This is a genomic window from Paenibacillus dendritiformis (assembly GCF_015845845.1).
Classification (GTDB): domain Bacteria; phylum Bacillota; class Bacilli; order Paenibacillales; family Paenibacillaceae; genus Paenibacillus_B; species Paenibacillus_B dendritiformis_C.
In genome coordinates this window covers 1-21,306 of the sequence record NZ_LDIG01000179.1, presented here as the reverse complement: position 1 = coordinate 21,306, position 21,306 = coordinate 1, and the positions used below count along the sequence as shown (strand labels likewise).

Below are 21,306 nucleotides of genomic sequence, written 5' to 3'. Positions count from 1 at the left end.
CAAAGTCACTTTTCCCTTGACAAAGTAGCCCCAGGTACGCGTAGACCACATCCGGGTGAGTGACCGTGGGTTGATGTACACCGGGAAGCGAGGAACGAGTCAAGCGCTTGGCAATCTGGGTATGGGAAAGGAGCAAGCCAATGAGGGCAAGACCGGAATGAGCGGTCAGCATCTCCACGGACTGATCCAGTTGAAAACGTACGGGTTTCATCAATGGCACCTCCGGGGTGAGTTAAAGAAATACGGGAATTCTTCCCTTTTTCCTTATTTTACTTTACCGGCGGCTCATTTTCTAACTTTTCTATGATTTCATTTCACGGATTCAGGTTTTACACAATTATACGGACTCAACTCCATCAGCATCCCGATTTTCTGGCGCTTGCACCTAAAGCGGTGGTGATGGATTTAGCCAAAGGGTATCATACGTGGATCAGCGAGTGTTTTCCGAATGCGATTCGGATTGCGGATCGATTTCATGTCCAGGGCTATGTGATTGAGAGTGTGCAGGAGGTGCGCAAGACCGTCCAGAGCACTCTTGCGCCTCGAGCCAAGGCACTGCTCAAATCCCATCACCGTCTGCTTAATCCCCCCAAAGACACACTATCCGTGAAAGATCAAAAGCAACTGGAAGAGTTGCTGAATTACTCCCCCCTTTTGTGCAACGTATTGGAATGGAAGGAGGCCTTCATCTCTTGGTATGACTGTTCCCCTAACTATGCGGTAGCCAAGATGGGATTCACTCGTTGGTGTGAACAAGGGGCTGCCATAGACCACTCTGCTGTCCGAAGCGCCTTGAAGACGATGCGCAACTGGGAGGAAGAAATCGTGAACTACCATCGCTGTCGTTGGACGAATGCTGTGGAAGGGCGTCACAATCGGATTAAGGCCTATCAACGCCGTCACTACTTCATACGAAATCGCAGCCACTATAAGGCGGGTATTTTAATTGAATGTAACCGCCATCGCTTGCTAGGTTGAAAAGTCAAGCACCCATTTTAAGATTGAGCCTCATTTTTAATTACTTTATTGATGGGCCTGCAGCTTCGTCTTTGGAAAAGCTTCCATCGTGCACAGGGATGATTGATAAACCGAATTATCCCACATTTTCCACGAGTCTTTGTGCTTGTCTTTGTACAATAATGAAAGTAAAAACATATCCAAGCTGGGAGGTTACACATGGGAAATGAAATACGGACGAAATTGCGTCCAATTGTACAATGGAACGATTACAAGATAGACCCAAGATATTTTGTCCTGACATTTCTATCTCTGTTCGCGATTCTAGGCCAGATTTATCTCGGTTTCTTTCAAAGATGGGAAGCTGTCTTCATTTCCATTTCGTGTACGACACTAACGGAGTTTGTCTTATCGCGATGGAAAAAAGGCAACTGGTCGTTTCCCCTCAGTGGTGTGATTACCGGTATCGGTGTAAGCCTGCTGTTGAGCTCCAACGTTTTGTGGATATATGCATTAACAGCCATCATTTCCATTGCGCTAAAGTATATCCTGCGATTTCAAGGCGCGAATATTTTTAATCCGAACAACGCAGCCATGGTGCTGGTATTAGTGCTGCTGCCCCAATATGCCGTGAGCACGCCGAAGCAATGGACTAACGGAATCGAAATCATGCTCATGATCATGATATTGGGAATCCTTGTGTGTTATTTAGCAAATCGACTGGATACCGTGCTGACTTTTTTTGGGAGCTTCACTCTTTTTGCGGTTATTAGGCATTTTATGTTCGGTGTTCCGCTGTTTGCGGCACTGGGTCCCCTTATGGGGGCGGGTTTTCAGCTGTTTGCCTTTTTCATGATGACCGACCCCAAATCCACTCCGACTACCAGAAAAGCACGCATCTTGTTTGCTTTCTTGGTTGCGCTTATGGACGCCGTCTACAGAATTCAGCGCGTGCCCAACTCCCAATTCTACGCATTGTTTACGCTCAGTCTAATATTCATCATTCCCTATCGATACTGGATATCGCGAAAGACGTCAAAGGAGCTGGATACAGGTGTATTACCAATAAGAAATTAATTTTGAGAGAAGGCAAGCCTCTTGCTAAACAAAAGCAAGAGGCTTGTTTCCTGTTTTTATAGAATACATATTAATTTATCATGAATTCTGCTTTTGTAGTGCATGGATGTTACCAATTTGAACCATAGATCATTTTTAAGCAATGTCTTTAACAAGTTTCGAATGATTGTAGTAATTAGTAAAAAAACCACGGATTTTAAACAATTTTTACGTAAGAAGTATTTATGTGGCGTTGGTAGCATGTAAATAGGCTCATAATTCAAACGAAGAAAGGAGATTTGCATGAATGTTCTCGCTATTTTTTGCCAGCAGGAAGAGGAGGACTCAGAAGCGATTCATACCATGTCGAAAAAAGCGGATATTCGGCTGACGATCGATTTCAAAACCGCAATTCAAGCTGCAGAGTCGAACAGGTACCAATTTCACTTACTCTACACTGTAAATAATTCATTCCCTTCATCATGGGATCTCAAGCAATTTTTATGTATTGCTCCCACGATAATCCTAACAGGCGGGATGGTTCCAGCTGATTTCCTGCTTTTGATGATTGAAACAATGAAAATCGAGAATAAGATTTTACCAGAAGGAGGCTTCATGTTCTGTAAATCTCTGGTTTACATTCATCAGCATTTATACGATCAGGATTTATCGCTTGAAAAGGCCGCTTCACAAATATATGTAAGCAGACATTATTATTCAAGAATGTTTCAGAAGTACGTAGGTATGGGATTTAAGGAATATATAATGCGGAAAAGGATTGAAAAAGCAAAGTCGCTACTGAAAAATGGGCACTCTGTAACAGATGTGTGCTATGCAATCGGCTACAACGATTTGACGCATTTCCAAAAGTTATTCAAGCGCATTGTTGGCATCAATCCGTCTATTTTCAGGCAAAAGTGGAGAGAACCAAATATATTACTGAAAGGGGAAGGAGTTTTTCATGAAAAAACGATGTAAGCAGACTTTAATAGTTTCTTGCTTTACGGCTGCCGTTATAGCAGCAATCAGCATTATTTCTTATGTGAATTGGACAAAACCCTATGATCTTCCTAAGCTGGATCCTGAACTAACCATTAACGATTTCAACCTTGATTTCAGCCTGGAGAGGGAGACAGGTTCATTGCAGCCTGGGCTCACAAACAACGATTTGCTTGCCATGGTTAAACAATCCCCAGAAAATCTCGTTTACTCTACCGAACTGCGCCTTCGAATGAATCGAGAATCTCAAACAGAGAAATTTATCGACTTGATGAATGAGATAGAGCCTACTTCCGATATCGTACTTCAGCAAGCATTGGCATATGTTGATATGCTACAGGATCCTGACCTCGGGACAGCGGCACTTGGTCAGAAATCAGTCCATTCCATTAGCTTGCTCGAAGATATTTTACAAGAAAACCCGTATGACATTCCTGCCCATTATGCACGCGGTCTTAACAATCTGTATTGGCCTCAGGGCCTCAAAAGAGCCGATAAGGCAGTTCAGGATTTCGCTTTTTGTATCGCCGTGGAACAAATGAATCATGAATTGAAATTTGCCTTCTGGCCTGACATTTATGCCGCTTTTGGAGATGCGCTGGTGAAGGCTGGAGATGTTTCGGCCGGAATCGCTGTCTGGAAAGAGGGATACGAAAAATACCCCAACGACGCAGCACTATCCCAAAGAGCTGGTGCCGATGAAAATACGGCTTACGACATTGTCAAGCAGGAGCGGGGGATCGATGGATTTAAGCGGCCCGACCCCGCTATATCGGACATCAGCAAATTATGGAAGGGGTGAGAATGTGGATCCGATTGTCATTACAGGGATGGGGGTTGTCACATCCATCGGGAGCAATATCCATGACTTCTGGCATAACCTGCTTTTAGGAAAGCAAGGAACGAGGGACATCACCTCTTTTGATGTATCACAGCACGTGACGAAACGCGGATGCGAGGTGGATCATGTCTTTGCTTATTCAGGATATGGGGGCGAAGGAATCGGCAAAGCCACAGCTATGTATCTCTCAGCAGCGGAAGATGCGATGTATCAGGCCAAGCTGTCAGAAGTAGAGAAAGTCCGTGTCGGAATATGTGTGGGTACGACGATGGGAGAATCAGATCCTGTTCTAAAAGGCGGTTATCGGCAATGCCCGCACGCCATCTCGGATCAGGTTGCTGACCTGCTAAGCTTGAATGGACCGAGATGGACCATAACGAATGCTTGTGCTGCAGGAAATTTTGCGATGGCCCAGGCGATGGACGAGCTTAGAGCAGGGAATGCAGACTGCATGATTGCCGGCGGAGTGGATGCATTGTCTTGGACAGCGTTTACGGGATTCGGCAGTTTAAGAGCGATGTCTAACGACTGGTGCCGCCCCTTTGACGCAAACCGAAAAGGGCTTATTCTAGGCGAAGGCGCCGGTGTGCTTGTGCTGGAAAGAGAAAGCGACGCGCGTGCCCGGGGTGCTGCTCCACTTGCATACTTGCTCGGTTACGGCCTGACTTGCGACGCTTATCATATTACGCAGCCGGATCCTTCCGCCGTAGGCGCGATGCGATCTATGCTGGAGGCGCTAAGGATGGCCGGATTAACCCTGGAGGATATTGGGTATGTGAGTGCGCACGGAACAGGAACTCCGGCTAACGACCGAACGGAAGCAAAAGCTTTGGCTGATCTATTTGGCGAGCATATGTTGACCAGCTCCATAAAGGGTCATATAGGCCATACGCTGGGTGCGGCAAGCGCGATAGAAGCCATTGCCAGCGTGAATATGCTCAGCTATGGCTGGCTTCCTCACACGCTGAATCTGGAACAGTTAGATCCGGAATGCCGTGTTCGCGTAATCGCTAACCAACCTCTGCGCAAAAAAACGAGGTATATTCTCTCCAACGCGTATGCCTTCGGAGGCATCAATTCTTCTATCGTACTGGGAAAGGCGGGATCGACATGAACGCACATGTAAAGGGTGCCGTCTGGCTGTCCCCGATTGGTTTCAGAACATCCAATAACCGGGATTGGTCGGTGCCGTCTCCATTCATAACAAAGGAAAGTATGCAAGAGATAAACCAGAGCAGGCTGCCCCGTGTACCCAACATTGCCAGAGCCTGTTGCGCCGCGGTGGATCAGACCTTGCTTGATGCAGGCCTATTTACTCCGTTATTATCGGGAAGCGAAGAATCAGTGAGAACTGGCCTTGTGGTGGGCAACAACTTCTCAAGTATTCATCCGATTCAGGATTTGCAGAAGGAAGCGGAGTTCTACGGTCCAAATCGTGTTAACCCTGCGATCTTCCCCAATACGGTTTATAACGCACTTGCAGGATATATCGCGATTCATGCCAACATTAAAGGCACAAATACAACGTTATCTGGAGGTATAGATACAGTTCCGGCGGCCTTGTTCTATGGTTTGAAGCTGCTGGAGAAGGGCAGGCATGATCGCGTTATTGTATGCAATGTGCACCTGCATCCGTTAGAGAAACAGAACGCAGATGTATATTCAAAAAATGGCGCAGATTCGTCAATCAGTTTTGAGGAGCGGATTACGGTACTGCTGCTCGAGCGACCGGGAGTTGGTGAGCCGGCGAAATATTCTTTGAGTTGGGAACTCAAAAAAGTAGAGACCCTGTCGGAAATCTCATTGCCAGATATAACGGAAAGCCTGGATATAGAGCTAGTAAAGCTATTACAGGACGGTGGACAAGTGCAGCACGATGATATACAAGGACGATTCCAGAACGGCGACTTGTTGAAGATGCGCTTCAAAGAAAATGATGATTTCTTCAAAAAAGGGGGAGATCCAAGATGAGATTGGATGTCTCCATTATTGGAGCAAGCGTGCTGGGGGCACCAGGAATCGGAAAGGAAGCGGTATGGGGCGGCATGCGAACGGCAAAGAGCATGCCTGGTATACGCAGCTACGAAATGTATGACGGCTCGGCGATTGACTATCCGGTATACGCAATCCGTCCAATTGACATCAGGGACTGGCTTCCAACCACTACTTGCCGATGGCTCGAGCAAGAAGGGCTTAATCAGGATCCGGATTTTATTTTATTGCTTATTGCCTCTCTCCTGGCTATTGAGGACGCTTGTCTTGCTCCTTCTGATCTGAACAAGGCAGCGCTTGTCATTGGTCATGAAAATCCGGGCATTAACCGTCTGATTGACAACATACTCCAAGCAAAGAACCGCATGCTTCATCAAGAGGAAAATCCTCTTGCTTCATTTGGACGGTATAAACATGATTTCTTTCGTTTGCAGACATTTCCTTATTTGTTCTATCTTGCGAAAGCATTGGGCATTCAAGGTGTATCTTACATCACGAATAATGCTTGCGCTTCAGGGCTGTACGCTATGGAGTTGGGCGCACAACTCATCCGTGAGGGCCGTGTGGAAACCGCAGTCGTTGTTTGTGCTGATTACGCTCATGCGACCGAGTATTTATGGCTTGGCGATAAAGGTTTTCATTCTCCCCAGCAAGTTCTGAAGCCTTTCGATTCGGGAAGAGACGGATCCGTACTTGGAGATGGAGCAGCGGCGGTCGTGCTGCGAAGTCCGGATTGCGTCAGCGAAGGCAGTCAGAGACGGCTCGGGCGATACCTAGGTGGAGCATTTCAGCAGGATGGATGGAATTTATCGCTCCCCAATGTGACTTCCCGCTCCTACGCTAATGTCATATCCCAAGCTGTAAGGCGCCTCGGCAATGTTCAGCCTGATCTTTTGGTTCCGCACGGAACAGGCATGCAGATGTGGGATGCATACGAAATAGCAGAGATTACAAGCGCATTTGCCGAATTGGATATGCCTTTACCTAAAATGACGGCTTTTAAGGGTTATTTTGGACATACCTTGGGAGCGAACTCGCTTGTAGAAATCGTATGCCTGCTTCAGAGCATGGAACAAGGCGTGATACCTCCAGCAGCCAACTATGAACGTCATCATTTTAAATGGAACATCCCTATGGTGACACAGTGGGAGCCCTGCAGCGTTCATACTGCAATCAAAACGGTTTCGGCTTTTGGCGGCTTCCTTGCCGCTGGCGTCTTCGAAAAATGATATAGAAAGGAGTCATACCTATTGGGTACCATTGCATGGAATTTCAAGGGCAATCATGTTCTGGTAACAGGCGGCTCAAAGGGAATCGGTAAAGAGACGGTTATTAAGCTGGCCCGTGCCGGAGCCGTCGTTCACTTTACATATTCCCGTTCCATCGAGGATGCGCGGTTGCTGAGCGAGGAACTCGCTTCCGAAGGATATACAGCTTATGCGCTGCACTGCGATTTCTCCTCGGAGACCAGTATCAAACGCCTGACAGAAAGATTTGCGAATCGGCAATCCCCCCCCTTAAATATGATCGTGAACAATGCGGGTGTTACTGGCGACAGTCCCCTTTACAATATGTCAGATGAGCAGTGGGAATACGTCTATCAGGTCAATCTTCGAGCTTTGTTTCAGATGTCACGGTCTATGGTGAAAAATCTGGCCGTAAATCGCGGGACAATGGTCAATGTCACCTCGATTTCCGGACAGATTGGAATGGCGGGCCAAGCCAATTACTCGGCATCGAAAGCAGGTATCATTGGCTTTAGCAAAGCTCTGGCTAAGGAGTTGGGCCCGCTAGGGGTCAGGGTCAACTGTGTCGCCCCGGGTTATATAGAGACCTCCATGACTCAGGAAATGACAAAAACAAGGAAAAGAAAGCTCGTGGAATCCACGTCATTAAAGCGTTTTGGAACATCTGGGGAAGTTGCGGATCTCATTTTATTTTTGCTGTCCAGCCATTCTTCCTATATGACGGGAGAAGTGGTTGGGGTCAACGGTGGACTCATATAAAACGGGAGTGTGATAAAATATGGAGGCTTTGCGAAGCAGGGTCATTCAATTGGTGGAGGAAATGACACAGCAAGCGTTGTCAGAAGATTCTTTGACCCAATCTTTTGAAGAGCTTGGAATCGATTCTTTGATGGCACTGGAACTTGCCATACATTTGGAGCGTGAATTCGGGGTGTGGTTATCCGAAGAGGACTTGGGAACGATTCAGGATTTGCAGGATATTCTGAACATAGCAGAAGCAAGAAAGGAATAGGCGATGAATAGTAAAGGACTTCTTGTAATTGCGGTTACGGTACTCATCGTGGTCTTGCTGCTTGTTGCTCTTTTTGTACGCCTTGTGAAACAGAATATTCCAGTGATGAGGCTGCGTTTTACCGGCGGGGACGACAGCCCCTTTGGAAGGCGGTTTAGCCAGATTTTGAACAGTTTTTTAAGAGGTCACAATCTCGCTTCGAACCCTTTCACAGACATAGATGTAATCAGAGATCGTTTTGATGCAGAATTCGATGATTTCTACCGCGGATTCGCATACGAAGGTGCCGGTATGGGATTCGGAGCCAGATCGATGCTTCGCCCAGGCAAGCGGGGACGAACATTCGAGAGGTATATTTGCCAGCTAAACCCGGATCATATCTATCAGTATTATGTCGGTCTTGGGTGGTGGCTGTACACAATGTATCGGTTTCGTCCCAGTCCCTACCAACGCTGGATTCGCAATATGGATCCTTATTATGCGCCCATGCTTTACGACGGCGTCGGCTTTAAGGCCGGGCTGTTTGATTACGGCATCAACCCGTCCCTAATTCATCATCTGAAATGTATGGGGGAGAGCCCTTTAAGAGTTGGATGCCAAGGATATGGCAGAAGCTTGTGGTTTCAGTGTCGGTATGAAATATTGCCGGTGCTGAGCATTCTCGCAAACGCTCCCCAAGAGGTTCGTCAGGATTTGATGAGCGGCGTAGGGCTCGCCGTTGCTTACAGTTTATTTGACAATCCTGAGCGTGTTCAAGGCATTTGTCGCGTCATACCTGAGAGCTATCTGGCCTCTTTCAAGCAGGGGATGGCATTCGGATGGGAAGCAAGAAAGCTGCAGAACGGAAAGTACTGGGATGAATTGACGAATACGTTTGATCAAGCCTGGTCCAGCAAAATGGAGGATGGAGTTAAAGCTGTTCATTTGGCCAGGGAACTTGTCGGCTCTTCAAATCCAGAGACTCATTATATCCGGTGGATGGACAAGACACGCCAATTCATGAAAAACTACGACGTGATAGGAGGATGGACATGCTTAAGATCGTAAAAAAATGGTGTATCCCGTTTTCTATCATCTTGCTTGCAGGCTGTGCTGTAGGGGAACCGGTAACGATTATAGATCGTGGATTTCGGTATGAGGAGATAAGCGTCAGTTCAGGCATTGAATTTACGCATCAAACCGAAACGTTCGATTCCAAACTCAGCAACATCATGCCCTGGATGTCTTCGACGGGCGCTGCGGTGGCTGTAGCGGATTACAACGGAGACGGGTATATGGATCTCTATTATACGAATTCACAGCGGAACAGCAAAAACAAGCTTTTCCGGAACAATGGTGACGGTACGTTCACGGAAGTTGCCGAAGAAGCTGCGGTAGCGGATGTCAATCAGGAGGGAATATCCGAAACGGCTTTATGGCTCGACATCGATAATAGCGGGAATCCAAGCCTGTTTGTAGGGGCCTGGGGCAAAAGTCACTTGTATAAAAATAACGGAGACGGCACCTTTACCGATATTACTGACTCCTCGGGAACAGGTTATATAGGCTATGTCAGCAAAGCCATCGCTCTCGATTACAACAGGGATGGATATTTGGATATCTATTTGAGCTGTTATTTTAACGAGCAGCATGATCTGTGGAATCTGGATACGACCAAGATCATGCATAACGATTTCGAGCGTGCACGTAACGGCGGAAGGAATGTGCTCTTAAGGAACAATGGAGATAATACATTTACAGATGTATCGAAAGAAATGAATGTGGACGACCCGGGATGGACGTTGGCATCCGGGGTGGCAGATTTGAATGGGGATGGCTGGCCGGATATATACAATGCGAACGACTTCGGACCGGACACGTTGCTCATTAATCAGGAGGGAAAAGGATTTAAGCCCCTCGTACAGAAGAGGGGCATCGGTGACGACACCTTCAAAGGAATGAATGTGGACTTTGCCGATCTGTTTCATGATGGCAGGCTTGCTAATTTTGTAAGCAACATCAGCAAGGAACAATACTTGCTAGAAGGAAATCAGCTGTGGCATGAAGATGAGCAGGGCAAATATGTCGACCGGGCGCAGGAATTGGGAGTGCAGCAGTCCGGCTGGTCCTGGGGAGCACGCTTCTTTGATGCGGATAACAGCGGAAATATGAGCCTTATGGTTACAAACGGGTTCATATCTGCAGACAAGGATGAGGATTACTGGTTCGATATGGGGACCCTTGCCACGACGCCAGGCTACATTGTCGAGGATGCCGCCAGTTGGCCTGCCTTCAAGAACAAGAGTATGTCGGGCTATGAGCCGAAGCCCCTATATTTGAATGACGGTAAAAAATTTGTGGACGTGTCCAAGGATGTCGGCATTACCTTTACGGACGACAGCCGCGGAGTGGCTGCAGTAGATCTGTTCAACCGCGGAGTCAACGACCTTGTGTTTGCGAATCAAGGTTCGCCTACCAAGGTGTATAAGAATGAAATGACGAATGGGAACCACTGGATCAAACTAGACCTGGTCGGTACTTTCCCGAGCAACCGTGACGCAGTTGGCGCAAGGGTAACCTTTGAAGTGGGTGGTGTAAAGACTGTCATTGAAAAGGACGGAGGAAACAGTCACGGGGCACAAAGCGACCCGAGGATACATTTTGGCCTTGGCCAGCAAAAAGCAGTGGATAAAATAACAATTAATTGGCCGAGCGGCCGCACCCAGACGCTTGAGAATGTGGAAGGAGACAAAATATTACGAATCGGGGAACCTGAGTACGAATAGTTTGCATTTCTTTTCTTGAGGGCGCTCTATAGCGCTCTATTTCTGTTGGAAGAAAGAGGATTTTTGGCATTTTTGTATAATAATTTGGTATATACCTAAAAATGCGGAGGGATCTTGATGGAAAGAAGGCATGAGGTGTTGTTTGAACAGTTGAATACATATCGGAACGAACTGTTGGAACTCGTAGAAGACATATCTGGAGAAGAAGCTGAGATCGTCCCAAATGGCTTTAACAACAACATCCGGTGGAATTTGGGGCACATCATTCTGGATCAGTACTTGTGGATACGCGCTCTTACAAAAGAGGATCCGCCGGTCTCCATGACGTATAACCAATGGTTCGGTTATGGAACTAACCCAACTCATTTTACAGACGATACACCGTCATTTTCTGAACTGGTTTCAATGCTTCGGGAACAGCCCCGCATGATAGAAGAGAAATACCGGGATCAGATGGAAGAGGAGTTTGCTCCTACGGATATGGGGATGCATACCATAGAGCAAGTGCTCGTCAGAACGATTTTCCATGAAGGGCTCCATATGGGTGCGATTATCGCAATAAAGAGACAGATTAAGAACCAATAGTGAGAAGGGCTTTGCTTTCCGTAATGAAGGTAGAGCCCTTTTTGTATGTGCCACGGACTGTTGAAGCGTCAATAAAATCCGATATTGGAGTGAATTCCACAGAGTATTGAACCTTAGGGCTCGTTTACGATGAATAAAGGCTACCGATACTCTCTGCCTGCCAGCGGAATAAATCATTGGAGGTGAATATATCATCGATATGTCCGACCGGAGTCCCTCAAGGCCTTACATCCATTTATTAGGAGGGATTGAACTTGGAACGATTGGTAGTGCTTCACGAATTTGAGGAAACGGAGTGTACAGCTTTCAAGGAGATGATGGAGTCTTACTGCGATGTGATCCTCTCTTCTTTGCAAAAATTCGACTTCACCTCTTCTACCCTGCAAGAGTACCAGATGTTGTTTATCATTTCAAAAGCTCGTGACCTGCCCGAGCACTGGAACCTTGAACACGTCATGACACATACTCCCGTAATCCTTATCTTAAGCACCGAATTACCGGATTTGATCACTTTTATCGGCATGCTTGAAGTGATGGAAAGAGTCGATGCCGTTCATTCTTCGGACAACTCGCAGCAGGCGAGGCTGTTCCGAAAAGCGCTTCTGTACATCGAAGAGAATCTGGGAAACAACGAATTAGCTTTGAATACGCTTTCGTCATTCCTATGTATCAGTTCTTCCTATTGCTCTCGGATTTTTCAGAAGTACGCGGGCAAGGGTTTTCGGGAGTACATTATGGAACGCAGGATTCAGCTGGCTAAATCATTGCTGGAAGGTGGTTCTCCTGTAACGGAGGTATGTCTTTCCGTAGGCTACGGGGATTTAACCCATTTTACAAGGACCTTTCGGAGGATGATAGGGATGAATCCTTCTGCCTACCGTCTTGCTCATCGAAGCCAAGACAGTTTGAAGGTTAAGTAAAACTATTAACAAGGAAGGGAGGGCCGACAAAAATGATGGATCGTCTCGAAGATTTCTTCAAAGAGGATTATTTGCTGCTGTCGCAAGCCATTATGACACCAGAACGAACGGCAGAGGAATTGAAGCTGATTATTAACTGGCTCGACCTTGCAAAAGGAGCTTCCATTCTTGATCTGGGCTGCGGTCATGGACGCCTCAGCATACCTTTAGCGCAGCATGGATACCGAGTGACAGGACTTGATTATTCCGAGGTATCCTTGAGAAAGGCAAGGGAGGAAGTAGCCAAGTCAGAAACAGAAGCACGCATTGAATTTATTCAAGGATTGATGAAAGATCTCAAGGAAAAAGACGTGTATGATGCAGTTCTTAACATCGGAACCGCCATAGGCTATCTGGAGGAAGAGGACGATTATGCTGCTTTTCTGCGCGTATTTGAGGCCTTAAAGCCGGGAGGAACTTTCCTCATTGAAACGGAGAACCGGGATTTTAAAATATCGGGATATACACCTCGGCGATGGGATGACATGAACGGAGTTCCGGTATGGTCGGAGCGTTTTTTCTATCCAGGGACAGGACGGTGGGTGGAGAAAATCCAGTGGTTCAAAGAGTGGAATATTCGTTCATCGGTACTTGATGTCCGACTATATTCGGCTACTGAAATGATTCGTATGCTGGAGGAATCCGGTTTCACCAAAGTTTGTGTATATGGGAGCCTGAATCGTCAACCCTTGGAAATATCCAGTCCGCGGATGGTTCTATCCGCAATGAAACCGCGAAGCAGAAACAAATGAGGAGGAGAAGACAGACATGAAACAACAGCATTTTATATCTAAAATTCATGAGCGCGAATGGAAGAAAGGGATTTTTCACAATTCGGAGTATCAGCCGCTGTGGAAGGAACAGGATACTAAGAGCAAGACGGAAGCATTCATCGTAAAGCTAAACCCGGGAGGCTTCATTCCCGTTCACAACCATCCGGGTCGAGAGTATGCTTACGTTCTTGAAGGCAGCATGCTGGCTGGAGGGGAACCGATGGAGGAAGGGGATTTCCTCACGGCAGGCCCTGATGAGCTTCACGATATCCAGACAGATACCGGGGTTATCTTTTTTCTTGTTATTGAAGAGCCTATTGAAATTGTAGAGTAGTGTCATGAACAATGTGGATTACGCACACCTGGTTGAACAATTACCTCAGCAGCCTCCTTTTCGTTTCGTAGAACGAATTGACCATTATGAATCAGGTAAGAGCCTTCTGGCATCCATCCGATTACAGTCGGTTTATGACGATTTGCGCGGCTTACCTGTTTTTCCGGAAGTATGCGTGATGGAAGGGCTGGCTCAATCCGCTGTTTTGCTCGTGCAGTTGGAGACGGGGCCGCTTTTAGAGGGAGAGGCTCCCATTCTCGGTTCACTGTTCATGCGTAAGTCCGGGCCTGCTGCATGGCATGAAGAACTGAAATATGAAGTCAAGCCAATTCGTCTCCTTACTTCTCAAGCAAGAATCGAGGCTAGGGCGTATGCTTCCGGCCGAATCGTGGCTGAGGGAGAGCTGAGTTTGGCCAAAATCCAAACGATGACAAAAGGGGGCTAGCCCATGTTTCTTTTATCCGCTCCTGAACATTTGTTGCCCTTCTCTAAGCCATGGATACTTGTCGACCGGGTGCTGTATTCGGATCATGCCGCCCATATATCTACTTGCAAGCTGATCAGCCTGAGCGATTATTTTTTGCAGGGACACTTTCAGGATTACAGCGTGTATCCAGGCGTCTTGCTTATTGAGGGCATTCGCCAGAGCGTGTACTTGCTGCTGGAACCGAATCGCCCGGTAGAGCGGAGTCTGATAGAGTTCCTGGATATGCAGGTTCGATTCCTCTCGCCTGTAACACCTGGGGAAATCGTGAAGTTCAATGTCTATATTAGCAATCTTTATGAACCGGATGATTATTATCTTGTCACCGCTACAGGCTCTGTGGATGATAAACCGATGGTCATTTTCAAATCAAAATGCAGACAATTGGAAATAAAAGCCGAGAATTTGAGCGGATGAAGCAGAGCGACAAATTACGGATTGAATGATAATAAAATTGTACTTCGGCCGAAGTAACAACATATAAACGGAGGTTAGAACATGATTACAAAGCTTCTGAAAAAGGCAACCCTGACACTGCCTAACTCGAACAGCACAACTGTACTGGAGCTTGCCGATGGACGTTCCGAAAAGCTCTACTTCTCTCAAGTGATACCTACTGAATTCACTGTATCGGATTCTGAATTCTCCTTGAAATCGGGAGTCAACGTTGAACTCGATATCAAAAACGTCGACCTGGTTGCAACATCCGAAGTTCTGTGGCCTGGACAAAAGGTATACGTTCGCGGCGGAAAATCCTCTACTGGCAAAGCGTTGAAGGGAGAAGTCAAAATCCCACTCGGCAAGACGATTTCCAGCGGAGTCCCAGGCGAGACTTGGCTCTACTGGGATATTGAAACACCGGAAGGCACATTCGTGAACCGAACTCCAATTCATATGACAGGAACAGTGAAGGGACTTCCTCCTCAAGCGGCTGAATTTACTTCTCAAGATGTAATTTCACTGTACGACCAGCTTGAAGGCAAGTTCGCCGGCTCGATCTACGCCTGCAGCCAAATAAACTAATATCTCGTAACGGTGTAACTGTACGGCAAGAAGCACAGCTGTTAGGATTCGACAAATCAGTCTGCGGACTGATTTGTCGATATTTATCGAAAGGAGATAATAGAATGTATGATGCCGTTATCGTAGGAGCCAGGTGTGCGGGAGCTGCACTTGCCATTTTTCTTGCCCAGAAGGGTTACCGTGTCGCTATGGTTGATCGCGACACGTTCCCAAGCCATACCACTTCTACACATGTGACAGGGGATATCGAAATCTATAGAAGGCTAGGCGTACTGGAACAGTTGGAATCCGCGGGAGCGCCTGCGCTTCGGCGCATGCATGTTCACTTGGGAGCCAGTAGTTTTGAATCAGATTTTATCATCACGCCAAGGGCCATTGGACTGCGCAGATACCATTTCGACCACATTCTTATTCAAAAAGCGTTGTCTTATCCTTCGGTATGCTTTGAACAAGGAAGCCTGGTTACGGGGTTGATCCATCATCAGGGAGTTGTCCAAGGAATCCGCATTCGAAAGGGTGAGGTTCAGGAAGAATTAAGGGCAAAAGTAGTCATTGGAGCGGATGGGTATTATTCGTTCGTAGCAAGCAAAGTGAATGCCGCTTCCTATGAGACCTCCTCCTTGATGAGACCTGCTTATTACGGTTATTTCAAAAACGTCAAGCCGTTGCCTATTCCGGCAGTGGAATGGTTCTGGAACGAGAGAGACATCATTTTTTGCAATCCGACCAATGACGATCTTCATAGTGTACTGGTGATGCCGCCTATGTCCGAAATTAAGCGATGGATGGGAAATCCCAAGGATATGCTGTTTGAGAGAATTACTCAAATCCCCGGATTGAACGAACGGATGAATCAGGCTGTACTTGAGGATCGGGTTCGAGGTATTGGTGCAAGGCCAATGTACTTAAAGCAGGCTTACGGAGAAGGTTGGGCACTATTGGGGGATGCGGGGGCTTATGTGCATCCGGTTACCGGATCCGGAATGGATAATGCGGTAGCAAGCGCTGAATTTTTAGCGCAGGCATTCGATCAGGTGTTTTCGGGAAAGGATTCCTGGAACACGGCAATGGAGACCTATCAGACGAAGCGTGATGAGTTAATCAGGCCGCAAATGCATGGTGCGCATGTGTCTATGAAGAGGGCCGATCAGCCGTTGAACGAAGAGAGTCTGTTATGGCTGCAAGCGTTATGCACTTTCCCGGGACTGACGTATGATTTGGGAATGAAGGTGAAAGAGGTCGTTAGTCTGCTGGGCGATGAGCGATATCAACAACTCGAAAAAATGATGAAAATATAGCCTAGGAGGAAGCAAATATGCTTAGCGAAAATAAGAGACATACGGTGAATGTCATTCATCTGGAATCCACGCCCGAGACAGTATGGAAGATGATCGCCACAGTCGATGGTTCAAATGCCTACTTAAGTGATGATGGAAGCAGCACGGGAGATCCGAACCATCCTCAGGTAGGAGACAAGTTCCGTTTTACTTACGGTGATATCGAAAATGAAACCCTATGTGTGGAATCGCAATTTCCGAATAGGTACAAGCTTTTGGATCGTTATGTTTCTATACTGTCAAACGGGGATACGATAGAGTACAATCTGCGAACCACATTTACCATTAAGCAGCAAGGGCCGTTTGTTGTACTAACGGTAGAAGTGGACGGGTACGGTGAAGAAGGGCACGATATGTGGCTGCGGGAATGTATGGAGACCGGATGGCGCCGATCATTGATCAATCTGAAATGCGTCCTCGAGTTGGGACTGGATCTAAGACTGAATCTGTTTGGATACCCACGGCTTGGGGTTACCAATACGGGACATTCCGAACTCTACACGGAACAGACAGGTATGCCTGCCGGAAAAGGAAACTTCATTATGCAGACCTTTCCTCAAGGTCCGGCTTATAAAGCGGGATTGAGAAGTGGGGATGTTATTCTTTCCGTGAACGGAGCGGAAGTGAACACGTATAAAGACCTGGTTATCGCTTTATCCCGGCGATATAACGATCCGAAGCCAATCACGGTGCTGTATGCAAGAGATCAACAAGTGTACAAAACGGAGGTCGATCTTTCTTACGACGAACGATTTACAGGATTTGTCGATGCAAAGTCGAAGGAAGAGCTACAAAGAGTAAGAAAAGAGAGGAGTATGGATCAAGGAGGGGGGATAATTGAATAATTCAATCAACTTTAGAAATGAAATCCAGATTAAAGGTACCCTAGAGGATATCTGGCACTATGTTTCTACTTTAGATGGGTACCTGTCTTTTTTTGCAGACAGCGGAACGCAGCACGGAGACGAGATTAGCATGGAGTACGGGGGCATTGTCAATCGGGTTGAAGTCATTGTACTGGAAAAATATCATTCCTTAGAGTGGAGACATGCTTACGAGATTTCAGGCATGAAGTATCCGCTGATTACAACTTTTCATCTGCGGCGCTCTGCGCTTTATGTAACGGTCATCGTGGAAGTAAAGGGATTTGGACAAGAACCGGACGACCTGTTCATCAAGGATATGATGGACGAGACATGGGGAAGAACCCTATTCAACCTGAAGAGTGTAGTGGAACTGGGAAGCGATATCCGTCAAGCCCTGCTCGGATATCGGCGTCTCGGGATTTTAAGTATAGGAACAGGTGAAGGGAACCAAATCCTTCATTGTTTTCCGGGCAGTCCGGCTGATGCGGCCGGATTGCGGGCAGAAGACATCATCCGAGCCATCGAACGAAGGCCGGTGAGAACCCACAAGGACTTGGTACGTGAATTAGCGAGGCATACGCTGCGAAATTCAGCTGTAACGCTTGAGTATGAGCGGGAAGGTACCATTCATGTAGCGGTCGTAAAATGGATGGACGAAAAAAGTGGAAATGTTTTATAATACGATCAATCTAGTCTATGAAACACACCTCTACAAGATAACAACATACATAATCGATGGACTGTGACAAGAAGGAGGTCGAAATTTTCAAATGGAGTCTGTTCGCGCTTCATCACATGTTTCGTTCCAACTCGGAAGGTTTTATGCACACACAGTACTCGTCAATTTTATATTGTGGCTGCCGATGTGGATCATTTTTTTGCAGCAGGTAAGAGGAATGAATCTTGGACTTATCGGCATAATGCAGGGAGTCGGATTCATCATCGCAGCTATCGCTGAAGTACCTGCTGGAGCAGTTGCCGACAGGTATGGGCGCAAAGTATCCTTGTTTATTGGAGCGGCAGCTTTCGGCGTCCTGACTATCCTTTATGGGATTGTATCCTGGGTTCCTCTGCTCTTTCTCATCCACATCCTGTGGAGTGTGGCCCAGACCTTCTTCAGTGGAACGGACGTAGCGTTTTTGTATGATGGTTTAAAAGGGGCTGGCCGTGAAGAAGAATATTCCAAAATCATGGGCCGCTACACAGCCGTTGTACAAGGAACGCAAGCGGCAGCCGCGCTGATCGGGAGCCTGCTGGCCAACTACAGCATGCTTCAGCCCTTTGTATGGAGCGGCTTGGCATGTATTGCAGGGGCGCTTCTCCTGTTCAAATTTCGGGAACCTCTTATCGATCAATCCTCTAAAGAAAACAAGGGAATGGCAGCTGATTTGAAAGCGGCATTCCAACTGTGCATTCATTTAAAAACGCTGCGCAATTTCATCATTTTCTCGACGGTTCTTTCACTCCCCACCTTCATGCTCTTGTTCTTCTTTGTTCAGCCTTATGTACTCAGCAGCGATATCAGTGTCGCATGGGTCGGAATCGTTATCCTTCTGCTTCGCTTGGCTAGCATAACCGGCGCTGCCTTTTCTCACCGATTGACGAAGGGGATCAAAGAAAAGGCGATTTTGTTGCTCCTGCCTTTGATTATGACGATATGTCTCGCTGTTGCAGGTTTTACACCGGTGATATGGGGAATTGTCATTTTGTCTGTGATGGGCTTTTGTTCTTCCGCTTTGAGGCCGGTACTTACAGCCATGCTCAATCGCATGATTCCGTCGAATCGGCGCGCTACGGTATTGTCAATACAGTCCCTCTTGTTCACATTGAGTCTGGCCGGAACCCAAACCATTCTTAGCTCAGTCGTAGATTATTCGGGGTTCCCCATGCTTTTTTTCATTCTGTCTGCTTTAGTCGCTGTCACGGGAGCCTTGTTCCTCTTGTTTAATATGCGAAGCGTCCAACAGGCAGCCGAGCAGCATAATTCTATGATTTCATCGGACAGCTGAATCATGGAATCATTCAAGGAGATCAACGAATAAAGTTAAAGCAGCGAAACTGAGTTCCGCTAAAGAGCTCAGTTTTTTTATGTCAGCACAATAACCATGAAAAGGGGTAACACAAGCCTAAGAAACAAATAGCGGCTTTTGATAGTATACAAATAAACTTATTGCCGAAGGAGTGGATATGATGCTTAAAACAACAGATTACCGTTATCCTTTTTTGCATCCTTTTACTTTTATGCCGCCAATAGCCCAGCAGGTTCAGTCTCCATTTATTTCGCTAGTGAAAGGTGAAGGACCTTGGATATATGATCAGGACGGAAACAAGTATATGTATTTAACAACTGCCGTACCTTCCATTGGATTAGGGAATTCACGCGTCATTGAACGGATCCACGAGCAATATTTGAGAATGAGTTATGCGTCTACCTGTGAGCAAACCCACCCTATTGCAGCCAAACTCGCAGAAAGATTGCTATCCATAGCTGGTGAGCCGATGAGCATGGCATTTTTTACGACGGACGGTTCGGGGGCAGTAGAGACGGCGATGAAGCTGGCTCGCCAATACTTCATATCGCTTCAGCAGCCTGAGCGGACGAAATTCATCAGTGTTCAAGGAAATTATCACGGCACGACCCTCGGTTCCGGATCGGTAACTCAACTGGGGATTCAATCCTCCTTCGGCCCGGGATTACAGGGGTGTTACTCGATTCCATCTCCGTATCCATATCATCATATCAGTGACAGTGCAGACGAACTTGTAGCCGGCAGTTTGCATTCCCTTCGAAGTATCATTCATGAGCAAGGTCCGGAAAAAATAGCTGCATGTGTGGTGGAACTAGTTCAAGGAGTTAATGGTGCGGTTCCGATGCCCAAATCTTTCATCAAAGAGCTAGGGGAGTTGAGTAGAAAGCACGAAATTCTGCTCATTGTGGATGAGGTTACCACAGGTCTAGGAAGAACTGGGAGTTGGTTGGCGTCACACGAATACGAAATAGAACCGGACATGCTCATATTATCCAAAGGCTTGACTGGAGGATACTTCCCGATGGGGGCAACGTTATTCTCCAAAAAAGTAAGCAGCCAGCTGTTTGACGGCGGTGGAATTTTTCTCCATGGTTCCACGCAAAACGGACATCCCATTGGCTGTGAAGCTGCGCTGGCCGTACTTGATATCATAGAAGAGGAGGGATTAGTTAATAACTCACAGACAGTGGGCGCGCAAATCATGGATGAATTGCGTTCTGCGCTTGCAGGACATCCCAACGTTGCAGACATCAGGGGAGCAGGATTAATGATCGGAATTGAGTTCAAAGATACCCAGGAAGGGAAGAGCAGCGGATTATCCTTGGAGTGGGGCGGTAGATTAAGCACAAATTTACGGAACGAGGGCATTCTTGCAAACTTCTTTAACGGAACTTTGATCATATATCCTCCTTTGAACATTTCCCAAGATGAGGCTGAATTCATATGGAGAGGGATCATCAATGCAGTAAAAGCAATGTAAATTCTAGGTTTATCCATAATTGTACGATCGGTTAAACACCCTTATTGTGGACACTGCACCTCTTATTCGATATCAAACATAGAATTGCTTTACATTGCTTTGTTTTTCACCAATTCCGATTATCAAACCTTAATCTGCTTCGGCTCCACAATGCCTTGTTTCACCGCTTCCATATATTCATACGGGGATAAATCGTAGATGCTGCCGTGGATGCGGATACGATTATAATCCTGTATAAACTGACTCACGACTTCATAGGCCTGAGGATAAGATTCAAATTCATGTCGCTGGTAGCACTCCGCCTCGATGATCGAATGATACGATTCGATGTGAGCGTTTTTATTCGGCGTTTTGGGCGGAATTCGTTCGTGAATCATGACAAACTCGCTACAGGCATCCTCAAACTTGTTGCTGATAAATTGTGGGCCGTTGTCCGAACGTATGACGGGTTTTTCTGTCTTGTCAAAGAGCTGGCGCTTCCTAAGCGCCTCCTGCGTAATCTGAACGAGATGCTTCGCTTCGCACGTCAGTCCAATGTGATAGCTTACGACCGCGCGATCAAACAC

The 21,306-nt window shown here is 46.8% G+C and carries 23 protein-coding genes and 2 pseudogenes; 23 read left to right on the top strand and 2 right to left on the bottom strand.

Annotated features, from left to right (window positions below; translation table 11 throughout):
• Window positions 1–211 (bottom strand): annotated as a pseudogene (locus tag ABD76_RS18715) (IS1380 family transposase); the annotation flags it as partial.
• Between the two features lie 149 nt (window positions 212–360).
• Here ABD76_RS18715 and ABD76_RS18710 point away from each other — a divergent pair.
• From ABD76_RS18710 to ABD76_RS18600, 23 genes and pseudogenes are all read left to right on the top strand, one after another.
• Window positions 361–978, top strand: a pseudogene (locus ABD76_RS18710) (ISL3 family transposase); the annotation flags it as partial.
• Between the two features lie 198 nt (window positions 979–1,176).
• On the top strand, window positions 1,177–2,034 hold the full coding sequence (locus tag ABD76_RS18705) for an RnfABCDGE type electron transport complex subunit D (RefSeq protein ID WP_197258702.1): 858 nt from the start codon (window positions 1,177–1,179) through the stop codon (window positions 2,032–2,034).
• Window positions 2,035–2,316: 282 nt separating this feature from the next.
• Window positions 2,317–2,991 carry a helix-turn-helix transcriptional regulator gene (locus ABD76_RS18700; protein ID WP_197258701.1) on the top strand — a complete coding sequence of 225 codons (675 nt, stop codon included), beginning with the start codon at window positions 2,317–2,319 and terminating at the stop codon, window positions 2,989–2,991.
• Window positions 2,975–3,814, top strand: coding sequence for a tetratricopeptide repeat protein (locus ABD76_RS18695; protein ID WP_197258700.1), 840 nt, complete (start codon window positions 2,975–2,977; stop codon window positions 3,812–3,814). Before ABD76_RS18700 ends, ABD76_RS18695 begins: the two co-directional genes overlap by 17 nt.
• Window positions 3,815–3,818: 4 nt before the next feature.
• Complete coding sequence (locus ABD76_RS18690; RefSeq protein WP_338125146.1) at window positions 3,819–4,967, top strand: beta-ketoacyl-[acyl-carrier-protein] synthase family protein; 1,149 nt, start codon at window positions 3,819–3,821, stop codon at window positions 4,965–4,967.
• Window positions 4,964–5,824, top strand: a complete 861-nt coding sequence (locus ABD76_RS18685; RefSeq protein ID WP_197258698.1) for a beta-ketoacyl synthase N-terminal-like domain-containing protein — start codon at window positions 4,964–4,966, stop codon at window positions 5,822–5,824. The genes ABD76_RS18690 and ABD76_RS18685 overlap by 4 nt, the downstream gene beginning before the upstream one ends.
• Window positions 5,821–7,074: a beta-ketoacyl synthase N-terminal-like domain-containing protein gene (locus ABD76_RS18680; RefSeq protein WP_197258697.1), complete on the top strand. Its 1,254-nt coding sequence runs from the start codon at window positions 5,821–5,823 to the stop codon at window positions 7,072–7,074. The genes ABD76_RS18685 and ABD76_RS18680 overlap by 4 nt, the downstream gene beginning before the upstream one ends.
• A gap of 21 nt (window positions 7,075–7,095) precedes the next feature.
• Window positions 7,096–7,851, top strand: coding sequence for an SDR family NAD(P)-dependent oxidoreductase (locus ABD76_RS18675; RefSeq protein ID WP_197258696.1), 756 nt, complete (start codon window positions 7,096–7,098; stop codon window positions 7,849–7,851).
• A 19-nt stretch (window positions 7,852–7,870) separates the two neighbouring features.
• Entirely contained in the window at window positions 7,871–8,104 is a 234-nt protein-coding gene (locus ABD76_RS18670; protein WP_197258695.1) for an acyl carrier protein, read from the top strand.
• A gap of 3 nt (window positions 8,105–8,107) precedes the next feature.
• Window positions 8,108–9,151, top strand: coding sequence for a DUF1702 family protein (locus tag ABD76_RS18665; RefSeq protein ID WP_197258694.1), 1,044 nt, complete (start codon window positions 8,108–8,110; stop codon window positions 9,149–9,151).
• On the top strand, window positions 9,136–10,869 hold the full coding sequence (locus tag ABD76_RS18660) for a CRTAC1 family protein (RefSeq protein WP_197258693.1): 1,734 nt from the start codon (window positions 9,136–9,138) through the stop codon (window positions 10,867–10,869). Before ABD76_RS18665 ends, ABD76_RS18660 begins: the two co-directional genes overlap by 16 nt.
• Window positions 10,870–10,986: 117 nt before the next feature.
• Window positions 10,987–11,454, top strand: coding sequence for a DinB family protein (locus ABD76_RS18655; RefSeq protein ID WP_197258692.1), 468 nt, complete (start codon window positions 10,987–10,989; stop codon window positions 11,452–11,454).
• 254 nt (window positions 11,455–11,708) lie between these two features.
• Window positions 11,709–12,374 (top strand): helix-turn-helix transcriptional regulator, encoded by a 666-nt coding sequence (locus ABD76_RS18650; protein WP_197258691.1) that lies wholly within the window; start codon window positions 11,709–11,711, stop codon window positions 12,372–12,374.
• A 32-nt stretch (window positions 12,375–12,406) separates the two neighbouring features.
• Window positions 12,407–13,165, top strand: a complete 759-nt coding sequence (locus ABD76_RS18645) for an SAM-dependent methyltransferase (protein ID WP_197258690.1) — start codon at window positions 12,407–12,409, stop codon at window positions 13,163–13,165.
• A gap of 16 nt (window positions 13,166–13,181) precedes the next feature.
• Window positions 13,182–13,520 (top strand): cupin domain-containing protein, encoded by a 339-nt coding sequence (locus tag ABD76_RS18640; RefSeq protein WP_197258689.1) that lies wholly within the window; start codon window positions 13,182–13,184, stop codon window positions 13,518–13,520.
• A 4-nt stretch (window positions 13,521–13,524) separates the two neighbouring features.
• Window positions 13,525–13,965, top strand: coding sequence for a 3-hydroxyacyl-ACP dehydratase FabZ family protein (locus ABD76_RS18635; protein ID WP_197258688.1), 441 nt, complete (start codon window positions 13,525–13,527; stop codon window positions 13,963–13,965).
• A 3-nt stretch (window positions 13,966–13,968) separates the two neighbouring features.
• Entirely contained in the window at window positions 13,969–14,421 is a 453-nt protein-coding gene (locus tag ABD76_RS18630) for a 3-hydroxyacyl-ACP dehydratase FabZ family protein (protein WP_197258687.1), read from the top strand.
• 81 nt (window positions 14,422–14,502) lie between these two features.
• Complete coding sequence (locus ABD76_RS18625) at window positions 14,503–15,027, top strand: hypothetical protein (RefSeq protein WP_197258686.1); 525 nt, start codon at window positions 14,503–14,505, stop codon at window positions 15,025–15,027.
• A gap of 104 nt (window positions 15,028–15,131) precedes the next feature.
• Window positions 15,132–16,325 carry an NAD(P)/FAD-dependent oxidoreductase gene (locus tag ABD76_RS18620; protein WP_197258685.1) on the top strand — a complete coding sequence of 398 codons (1,194 nt, stop codon included), beginning with the start codon at window positions 15,132–15,134 and terminating at the stop codon, window positions 16,323–16,325.
• 17 nt (window positions 16,326–16,342) lie between these two features.
• Window positions 16,343–17,209, top strand: coding sequence for a PDZ domain-containing protein (locus ABD76_RS18615; protein ID WP_197258684.1), 867 nt, complete (start codon window positions 16,343–16,345; stop codon window positions 17,207–17,209).
• The gene (locus ABD76_RS18610; RefSeq protein ID WP_197258683.1) at window positions 17,202–17,909 is read left to right on the top strand and encodes a PDZ domain-containing protein; all 708 of its coding nucleotides are present in this window, start codon (window positions 17,202–17,204) and stop codon (window positions 17,907–17,909) included. Before ABD76_RS18615 ends, ABD76_RS18610 begins: the two co-directional genes overlap by 8 nt.
• A gap of 91 nt (window positions 17,910–18,000) precedes the next feature.
• Entirely contained in the window at window positions 18,001–19,239 is a 1,239-nt protein-coding gene (locus ABD76_RS18605) for an MFS transporter (RefSeq protein WP_197258682.1), read from the top strand.
• 181 nt (window positions 19,240–19,420) lie between these two features.
• The gene (locus ABD76_RS18600; RefSeq protein WP_242069638.1) at window positions 19,421–20,740 is read left to right on the top strand and encodes an aminotransferase family protein; all 1,320 of its coding nucleotides are present in this window, start codon (window positions 19,421–19,423) and stop codon (window positions 20,738–20,740) included.
• 122 nt (window positions 20,741–20,862) lie between these two features.
• Here ABD76_RS18600 and ABD76_RS18595 read toward each other — a convergent pair.
• The coding region (locus ABD76_RS18595; RefSeq protein WP_197254959.1) for an integrase core domain-containing protein at window positions 20,863–21,306 on the bottom strand (444 nt) is incomplete at its 5' end.

Coding starts and splice junctions, on each gene's coding strand:
- ABD76_RS18705 (WP_197258702.1), top strand. CDS start 1,177: ATGGGAAATGAAATACGGACGAAATTGCGTCCAATTGTACAATGGAAC.
- ABD76_RS18700 (WP_197258701.1), top strand. CDS start 2,317: ATGAATGTTCTCGCTATTTTTTGCCAGCAGGAAGAGGAGGACTCAGAA.
- ABD76_RS18695 (WP_197258700.1), top strand. CDS start 2,975: ATGAAAAAACGATGTAAGCAGACTTTAATAGTTTCTTGCTTTACGGCT.
- ABD76_RS18685 (WP_197258698.1), top strand. CDS start 4,964: ATGAACGCACATGTAAAGGGTGCCGTCTGGCTGTCCCCGATTGGTTTC.
- ABD76_RS18680 (WP_197258697.1), top strand. CDS start 5,821: ATGAGATTGGATGTCTCCATTATTGGAGCAAGCGTGCTGGGGGCACCA.
- ABD76_RS18670 (WP_197258695.1), top strand. CDS start 7,871: ATGGAGGCTTTGCGAAGCAGGGTCATTCAATTGGTGGAGGAAATGACA.
- ABD76_RS18665 (WP_197258694.1), top strand. CDS start 8,108: ATGAATAGTAAAGGACTTCTTGTAATTGCGGTTACGGTACTCATCGTG.
- ABD76_RS18660 (WP_197258693.1), top strand. CDS start 9,136: ATGCTTAAGATCGTAAAAAAATGGTGTATCCCGTTTTCTATCATCTTG.
- ABD76_RS18655 (WP_197258692.1), top strand. CDS start 10,987: ATGGAAAGAAGGCATGAGGTGTTGTTTGAACAGTTGAATACATATCGG.
- ABD76_RS18645 (WP_197258690.1), top strand. CDS start 12,407: ATGATGGATCGTCTCGAAGATTTCTTCAAAGAGGATTATTTGCTGCTG.
- ABD76_RS18640 (WP_197258689.1), top strand. CDS start 13,182: ATGAAACAACAGCATTTTATATCTAAAATTCATGAGCGCGAATGGAAG.
- ABD76_RS18635 (WP_197258688.1), top strand. CDS start 13,525: ATGAACAATGTGGATTACGCACACCTGGTTGAACAATTACCTCAGCAG.
- ABD76_RS18630 (WP_197258687.1), top strand. CDS start 13,969: ATGTTTCTTTTATCCGCTCCTGAACATTTGTTGCCCTTCTCTAAGCCA.
- ABD76_RS18625 (WP_197258686.1), top strand. CDS start 14,503: ATGATTACAAAGCTTCTGAAAAAGGCAACCCTGACACTGCCTAACTCG.
- ABD76_RS18620 (WP_197258685.1), top strand. CDS start 15,132: ATGTATGATGCCGTTATCGTAGGAGCCAGGTGTGCGGGAGCTGCACTT.
- ABD76_RS18615 (WP_197258684.1), top strand. CDS start 16,343: ATGCTTAGCGAAAATAAGAGACATACGGTGAATGTCATTCATCTGGAA.
- ABD76_RS18605 (WP_197258682.1), top strand. CDS start 18,001: ATGGAGTCTGTTCGCGCTTCATCACATGTTTCGTTCCAACTCGGAAGG.
- ABD76_RS18600 (WP_242069638.1), top strand. CDS start 19,421: ATGCTTAAAACAACAGATTACCGTTATCCTTTTTTGCATCCTTTTACT.